Source organism: Frankia sp. CoBUL1 (assembly GCF_978021245.1).
On record NZ_CDXDOS010000174.1, the window covers coordinates 1 to 7318 of the forward strand.

The following is a 7318-nucleotide window of genomic DNA, read 5'->3' on the forward strand; positions in this document are numbered from 1 at the left end:
TTCGAGGACGAACCGCCGTCCCCGCCCCCGAGCGGCGGGGGATGAGCGGTTCGTCCTCGAACGCGGTGAGCTCCGCCCCGTCGTAGCCGAACCTGCGTCGGACCGTGAGCCCCATCAGGTCGCCCGGATGCGCCCGGTAGAACGGCCGGGCGACCTCGGTGCGCCAGTCGACGACCAGCGGATCGTCCCCGGCAGCCTCGCGCACGTGCCGCCGCCCGAGGTAGAAGCGCTGGCCGGGGACCCGGGGCGCGTCGGGCCCGTAGTCGACCCGGGCGAAGAACAGCGGCGTCGAATGCTCCTGCTCGGTGAAGCTGGCGAGCCGCCGTTGCTTCGCCAGCTTCAGGTAGGCGTTCGTCACCTTGTCCACGACCGCGTCGCCCGCGGCAATCTCCGTTCCCTCGACCTCGGCACGCATCCCCGCCAGCGCCCGCCGGCTGCGCCGGAGGTGCTCGCGTTCCGCGGCCAGCTCCGCGTCCGGTCCGGCCACATCGACAGCCACATCGACGGTCAGGTCGACCGGATCCGCATCCGGTTCGGCGTTCATGCCGTCAATCATCACCTAGCACCCCTTTCTTAATTCGGCAAGGAATACTATCCGGACGAAGGCGGCACTCCCCGCGGCAACCCGCGATCATGAAGGAACAGTCAGGACATGGCAGGCACTCAGGCGTAGTCGGGGAGGGCACGCCGCAGGGCGCGGAACGCCTGATGCGCGGCGGCAAGCGCGTCCGGGAACACCTGCGCGGCGGACCGTCCCTCCCCCAGCCGGGCCCAGTTCGCCCGGGCCAGCACCCGCCGGACGGCGATGATCTGCGCGGCAGCCAGCCGGGCCGCGAGCTCGCCGGCCGCCGGCACCGCCGCGGCGAGGGCATCCTCGTCCCGCCCGGTGTGCTGGGCCAGCCTGCCGAGCAGACTCGGGGTGGAGAAGACCATACCGTGGTAGGCGAGCACCTCGCGGTCGTCGTTCAGACCGGTGACCGGCTCCCGGCGCTCGAGCCCGGCGGCGAGATGTTCCTCGATGGCGGCCAGCGGCGAACTGCCCGCCGGGCGCTGCGCCACCACCCGGGCGAACTCCCCACGATGGTCGAGGATCCGGTGCAGGACCAGGTCCTCCTTGCTCGTGAAGTAGGTGAACAGCGTCGGCTTCGACACCCCGGCCGCCGCTGCGACCTCCGCCACCGACACCGCATCGAAGCCGCGGTCGAGGAACAGCGCGATGGCCGCCGCGGACAGCGCGTCGTGGGTGCGCCGCTTCTTGCGCTCACGCCGGCCGGCGGGCTCGCACATTCGATCAATCTAGCAAGGGCTGATCCGCCCCGCCGGGACGGACGGCACCGGCCGCCGGGTCCGGGGACAGCGGGGACGCTACGCGAGGTGGACGAAGGGGCGGCGCCGCGGGTCGCTCTCGGCCTCCCGCAGCACCTCGCGGGTGACGACGGCGGTCCGCAGGCGGGGCAGACTCGCCGGATGGAGGTTCTCAGTAGCCGCATCCTGCTCCGGCCCACGGATCCGCAGCGCAGTCATCACTTCTACCGCGAGACCCTCGGGCTGGCGGTCTACCGCGAGTTCGGGCCGCCGGAGGAACCCGGGCTGGTGTTCTTCCTCGGCCAGGGCCTGTTGGAGGTGTCCGGGCACTCGCAGCGGCCGGCACGGCCGGTGGGCACGGGCCGGGAACCAGTGGGCACGGGCCGGGAACCAGTGAGGACGGCGCGGCTCTGGCTGCAGGTGCGTGACCTGGCAGCCGAACACGCCCGGTTGAACGCGGCGGGTGTCGTCATCACCCGGGAGCCGCGGCGTGAGCCGTGGGGACTCGACGAGATGTGGATCGAGGATCCGGACGGCGTCCCGATCGTGGTCGTGGAGATCCCGCCCGATCATCCCCTGCGCCGGGACCGGAGATCCCTCGCCGACGGCTGACGCGCGGGCCCGTCGGGACGGCGGGGCTCACCCGGACGACCCGGTGCACCCTCGCCGGCGGCGGACCGGGAGGCCAGGCGGTCGCAGGCAGGGTGACGGTGACGACCGCGCCGCCGTCCGGACAGTTGGCCGCCTCGACGGTGCCGCCGTGTGCACTGATGATCGCGGCGACGATCGCGAGACCCAGCCCGGCGCCGCCGTGGTCCCGGGTGCGGGCGGTGTCCGCGCGACGGAACCGTTCGAACACGTACGGCAGGAACTCGGGGGGAACCCGGGGCCGCGGTCGCGGATCTGCACGATGACGACCTCGCCCGGCCCGTCCACACCCACCCACGGCCCGACGACCCGCCGCGGTGTGCGGCATCCCCGCAGCTCGACGACGCTGCCCGCGGGTGCGTGACGCGCGGCGTTGGCAAGCAGGTTGTCGACCGCCCGCCGGAGCATGTCCCCGTCGCCGAGGACCTCCAGCGGCCGCTGCGCGTCGGCGACGCCAAGCCGGAGTCGTAGCCCGCGCGCCTGGAGAAAGCCCGTCGCTGCCCGGGCGGAGCGGGTGAGTACCTCGTCGAGCGCGACCCGCCCCTGTCCGACGAGACCACCGTCCATCCGGGCGAGCGTGAGCAACGACTCGGCCAGCCGGATGAGCCGGTCGGTCTCGTCCGAGACGTTGACGATCGCCTCGATCAGCTCCTCGCGCGTGCGACCGGGACGGGCGGCGAGCTCCAGCTCGGCCTTGAGTACGGTCAGGGGCGTCCGCAGCTCGTGGCCGGCGTCGGCGACGAAGGCACGGTCCCGGGCACGGGCCGCGTTCAGCCGGCGGAGCAGGTCGTTCATCGTTCTGGCCAGAGCGGCGATCTCGTCATGGGTCGCGGGCACCGCCAGCTCGCCGTTCCTGCCGGCGGTGACCGGACCGGCGGCCGCCTGCCGGCGCATCCGCTCCACCGGCCGCAGCGCCGCCCCCGAGAGCAGCCAGGCGGCGAGGCCCGCCAGCGCGATCGTCGGAGCCGTCGCCACCACCATCACGTTGCGGACCCGGTCCTCGGCCCTGTCGGTGAGGTGCGTCGGCGTGCCGACGACCGCGATCATGGCGGCCCGGCCCGTGTGCACCGCCACGGCCAGGACGCGGACATCTCCGGTCGGCCTGATCCCGGTGCCGGCCCGCACTTCCCGGGTGACCAGGGTCGGCTGCGTCCGGGCCCGGGCGAGCTGGTCCGCGGTCAGCAGCGGCCGTGACCCGGCGTCCGGCGACGAGACGATCGGCGTCCCGTCCGCCCGGAGCACCTGGGCGATCGATCCGCCGCCCACGAGCAGGTCGGCCGCATCGGCTCGACCAACGCCCCCGGGTCGGGCGGCATCAAACCGATCGGCGAGCCTGACCGTCAGCAGATCCGACCGGGTCCGCAGGTCGGCGTCGACGGAGTCCCGCAGGTTCACCCGGAGCAGCAGGTAGAACAGGACGCCAGCGATGGCGAGCACGATCGCGGTCCCCAGCGCGAACAGCAGGGTCAGCCTCACCCGGATCGGCACGTCGGGCTACGATTCCCCGTCGACGACCGGGCCGGGCGCGCCAGATGTGCCGGACATAGCAGACACACCAGGTGCGCGGGACGTCCCGGGCGACGTCTCGGCCGGGGTCCGTAGCCGGTATCCGACCCCGCGGACGGTCTCGATGAGCGACGGACCGTCCGGAATGTCGATCTTCCGGCGGACATAGCGCACGTACTGGTCGACGATGTTGGAGGTGCCGTCGAAGGCGAAGTCCCAGACGTGATCGACGATATAGGTACGGGTCAGAACCTCGTCGGGATGGCGCATGAGCAGGTGGAGGAGCGCGAACTCCTTCGCGGACAGGTCGAGTGGCGATCCGGCCCGCAGGACGCGGTGCTCGGCCGGGTCGAGGCGAAGATCCCCGATCCGCAGGACGGTGGGGCCCGCGCCGCACGAGCGCCCGCAGCCGGGCGGTCAGTTCCCCGAAGCTGAACGGCTTGGGCAGGTAGTCGTCGGCACCCGCGTCGAGACCGCGGATACGGTCGTCAACGTCCCCCCGGGCGGTGAGCATGAGCACCGGGGCCCAGCGGCCCGCCTCGCGCAGGCGGCGGCACACCTCGAATCCGTCGAGACCGGGAAGCATGAGGTCCAGGACGATCGCGTCGTAGCCGATCTCGGTCGCCTGCCAGACCGCGTCGGCGCCGTCACCGACGACGTCGACCGCGTAGCCCTCCTCGACCAGGCCACGGCGGAGCAGGGCGGCGGTGCGCGCCTCGTCCTCGACGACCAGTACCCGCATGGAACGGATCGTAGAGCTGCTGCGAGCGCAGAACCGCTCCGGTCTGCGGCCGGTGTCACGGCCGGTGGCGCCGCGGGACTCGGTCATCACACCATGTTCACATGATCGAAGGCGCACGGTGCCGGGCATGTCCTCGTTCAGCTACGCCGAGGCGGGCGTGATCGGTGCCCTGCAGGGCGCCACGGAGTTGTTCCCGGTGTCCAGCCTTGGTCACAGCGTGCTCGTGCCGGCTTTCATCGGCGGCCGATGGGCAGCGGACCTCGACGTCTCCGCGCCCGAGTCGCCCTACCTCGCCTTCATCGTCGCCGTGCACGTGGCCACCGCCGCGGCGCTTATCGTCGCCTTCCGTGACGACTGGCAGCGCATCATCACGGGCCTGGCCGTCTCGGTCCGGGACCGGCGGGTCACCACCGCCGACGGCCGGCTCGCCTGGCTGATCATCCTTGGGACCGTTCCGGTGGGCATCGTCGGGCTGCTCCTCGAGCATCCGCTGCGCACCCACCTGGGCCGGCCGCTGCCGGCCGCCGTGTTCCTCACCGTGAACGGCATGATCATGCTGCTGGGGGAGCGTCTGCGCCGCCGGTCGACGACCGGCGGCGCTCCAGGGCCGGCCGGATACCGGGACGAGCACACCATGCCGATACCACGCTCGGCGCCGGTCACGGGCCGCAGGGTCGGGACGCGCCCGGCCTCCGGTCCCCTGGTAGCTCACGGATCCGCACCCGGGTCCGGGCCCGGCAACCACTCGAAGGCCGTGACGACCGAGACGGCACTACCCGAAGCCGAGACAGCGGCCCGGCACGCCGACCGGCGGCTCGCCGCGCTGCCGCGCCTGGACGCCCTGCTCGTCGGGGTGGCGCAGACCGCCGCCCTGGCTCCGGGAATCAGCCGGTCGGGCGTCACGATGATCGCTGGCCTGTCCCGGGGACTCTCCCACCTCGACGCCGCCCGGTTCGCGTTCCTGCTCGCCACCCCGGTGATCCTCGCCGCCGGTCTGCTGAAACTCCCCGACCTCCTCGGCCCGCTCGGAGACGGTGTTCGCGGTCAGACCCTGTTCGGGGCGATCGTCGCCGGCGTCGTGGCCTACGTGTCCATCCGGTTCCTGGCCCGATGGTTCGAAACCCGCACGGCGACCCCCTTCGCCGTCTACTGCCTGGTGGCCGGTGCCCTGTGCGTCGTACGTTTCGGGATCTTCCGAACGGCACGGGACAGCAACGGGACAGCGCTGGAGGGCCCAGGACTCGGGTTCGTTCCACCAGCCGCAAAGTAGCTCTCTGTAGTGGCATGGTCCGTTTCGGAGTGGTCCGTTTCGGAGTGGTTCGTAGTCGACGGTGACCCGGTCGACGGCGTCTTGGACGTCGTCGTCGGTGGGCAGGGTGTAGATCCGGACGGTGTCGACGCGGGCGTGGCCGAGGAGTTCGGCGACCAGGACGAGGTCGGCGCCGTCGCGGACAAGGCTGGTCGCGACGGTGTGCCGCAGGACGTGGGGGGGAAAGAGATCTCCAGGCCGGCGGTGCGGCCGGCGGTGCGGATGCTGTGGTCGACCGAGCGGGCGGAGATGCGCCGGCCGCCGCGGGCCCATTCGGCCTGCCTGACCCGGCGGGGCGTGACGAAGGGGTCGGCTGGGATGGGCAGGCCGAGCTGCTCGGCGCGGGCCTGCCGTCAGCGGACGAGGAGGGGCGGGTGCGGGCTGGGAGCGGGAGGTCGCGCAGGCGTCCGCCCTTGCCGAGCACGCGGAGTTTGCCGGTGCGGACGGTGATGACGACGTCGCCGTCCGCCGGCGACGCGGGTGACGCCGGCCGGGCCGAGGCCTGCCCAACCGTAGAACGAGTCCAGGGCGGTGTGCGCGAGCCGGACGGTGCTCGCGGACACCTTGCGGTCGGATCGAAAAATTTCAGCATCAAGGCGAAGCCGAGGCGGGTCGCCCCGGCCTTGTTCCGCACCAGCTTGCGGTCGCTCTCGCTCAGGGTCCAGCAGTCGATCAGCTGCTCCGGAGTCTACTCCCGCCGCACGCCGGCCACCCTAACGGGACGATCACGGCAGGTCGGACACCAGCCACCAGCACAGGCGAAGCGTCCGGGACGTCACCCAGAGCTACCTTCCGGCTGGTAAGGCACGAACCCGAGTCCCGGGCCCGGTAGCCGTCGTCGCCATGTTCGGATGGGCGCGGTGGGCATGGCGCGGGCCACCAGAGCGACGGCGAGAAGGTCGGCCTCGCGGCCCGGTGGGGCGACCAGGTGCAGGCCAACCGGTTCCCCGACACCGGTTAGGCCTGCTGGGATGCTGATCGCAGGATGGCCGGTGATGTTGAACGCCCAGGTGAGCGCCACGCTCATCGTCTCCCCGGGCCCCTGGTGGCCGTGCGGGGGGTTGGGTGTGGTCGGGGTGGCGAGCAGGTCGTGCCCGGCGAACAGGCCACCGAAAGAGCGCAGCAGGGCGGCCCGGGTACCGGCGGTGTCCTGGCCGCTGTGACGCAGGGACACCCAGCAGTCCGCCGGGTCGGGCAAGCACGGCACGGCATCGGTCACCGCGAGCGCGCCGGCTCGGGCGAGGGCGTCCAGGTGGGTGCGGGCCACCTCGGCGACCGCCGGGGCCGTATCGGCGAAACCGAGCGTGGCCGACCACGCCGTGCGCAGCGGCCGGTCGGGGCGGCGCAGCGCCGGCAGGGTCGCGGTGCCCGCGACGGCGTCGAGGTAGGCGGCCGCGTCGGCGGGCTCGCGGGCCAGCACGCCGGCAGCGTTGAGACCCGCGCGGTCGCGGGCGGGCACCCGGCCGCCCGTGAGTTTCAGGCCCACGACGCCGCACCACGCCGCCGGGATGCGCACCGAACCGGCGCCGTCGCTGCCGGTGGCCAAGGGAACCAGGCCGGCGGCAACGGCGGCGGCCGATCCGGCGGACGACCCGCCGGGGCTCCAAGCCGGGTCGTGCGGATTGAGAGTCGGGCCGCGGTCGGTGTGCCCCCAGGTCTGCCAGGTAGTGCCCGGGCCCGGGGCGGCGGTGGCACCGACCGGTACGCAGCCGCCCGCGAGCAGCCGGCGGGTCTGGGTCGAGGTCAGCCCCTCGGTAACCTTCACCCCCAGAGGCACCCCGGCCAGCGGCGGCCGTTCGCCCACGCGG

The 7318-nt window shown here is 73.0% G+C and carries 4 protein-coding genes and 4 pseudogenes; 2 read left to right on the forward strand and 6 right to left on the reverse strand.

Annotated features, from left to right (window positions below; all coding sequences use genetic code 11):
* A pseudogene (locus AC08OX_RS12710) lies at nucleotides 1-556 on the reverse strand (ATP-binding protein); the annotation flags it as partial.
* 107 nt (nucleotides 557-663) lie between these two features.
* Nucleotides 664-1287 carry a TetR/AcrR family transcriptional regulator gene (locus tag AC08OX_RS12715; RefSeq protein WP_476608013.1) on the reverse strand — a complete coding sequence of 208 codons (624 nt, stop codon included), beginning with the start codon at nucleotides 1285-1287 and terminating at the stop codon, nucleotides 664-666.
* An 87-nt stretch (nucleotides 1288-1374) separates the two neighbouring features.
* Between AC08OX_RS12715 and AC08OX_RS12720 the strand changes: the two genes are divergently transcribed.
* Nucleotides 1375-1917 (forward strand): VOC family protein, encoded by a 543-nt coding sequence (locus tag AC08OX_RS12720; protein WP_476608014.1) that lies wholly within the window; start codon nucleotides 1375-1377, stop codon nucleotides 1915-1917.
* 139 nt (nucleotides 1918-2056) lie between these two features.
* Here the strand turns inward: AC08OX_RS12720 and AC08OX_RS12725 are convergent.
* Together AC08OX_RS12725 and AC08OX_RS12730 are read right to left on the reverse strand one after the other, a co-directional pair.
* Nucleotides 2057-3000 (reverse strand): annotated as a pseudogene (locus AC08OX_RS12725) (sensor histidine kinase); the annotation flags it as partial.
* A 447-nt stretch (nucleotides 3001-3447) separates the two neighbouring features.
* Nucleotides 3448-4201 (reverse strand): annotated as a pseudogene (locus AC08OX_RS12730) (response regulator transcription factor).
* A 127-nt stretch (nucleotides 4202-4328) separates the two neighbouring features.
* Between AC08OX_RS12730 and AC08OX_RS12735 the strand changes: the two are divergent.
* Nucleotides 4329-5471, forward strand: coding sequence for an undecaprenyl-diphosphate phosphatase (locus tag AC08OX_RS12735; protein ID WP_476608015.1), 1143 nt, complete (start codon nucleotides 4329-4331; stop codon nucleotides 5469-5471).
* Nucleotides 5472-5630: 159 nt separating this feature from the next.
* Here the strand turns inward: AC08OX_RS12735 and AC08OX_RS12740 are convergent.
* Nucleotides 5631-5783 (reverse strand): annotated as a pseudogene (locus tag AC08OX_RS12740) (hypothetical protein); the annotation flags it as partial.
* Nucleotides 5784-6285: 502 nt separating this feature from the next.
* Nucleotides 6286-7318 (reverse strand): amidase family protein (locus tag AC08OX_RS12745; protein WP_476608016.1); only part of this gene is annotated, 1033 nt, incomplete at its 5' end.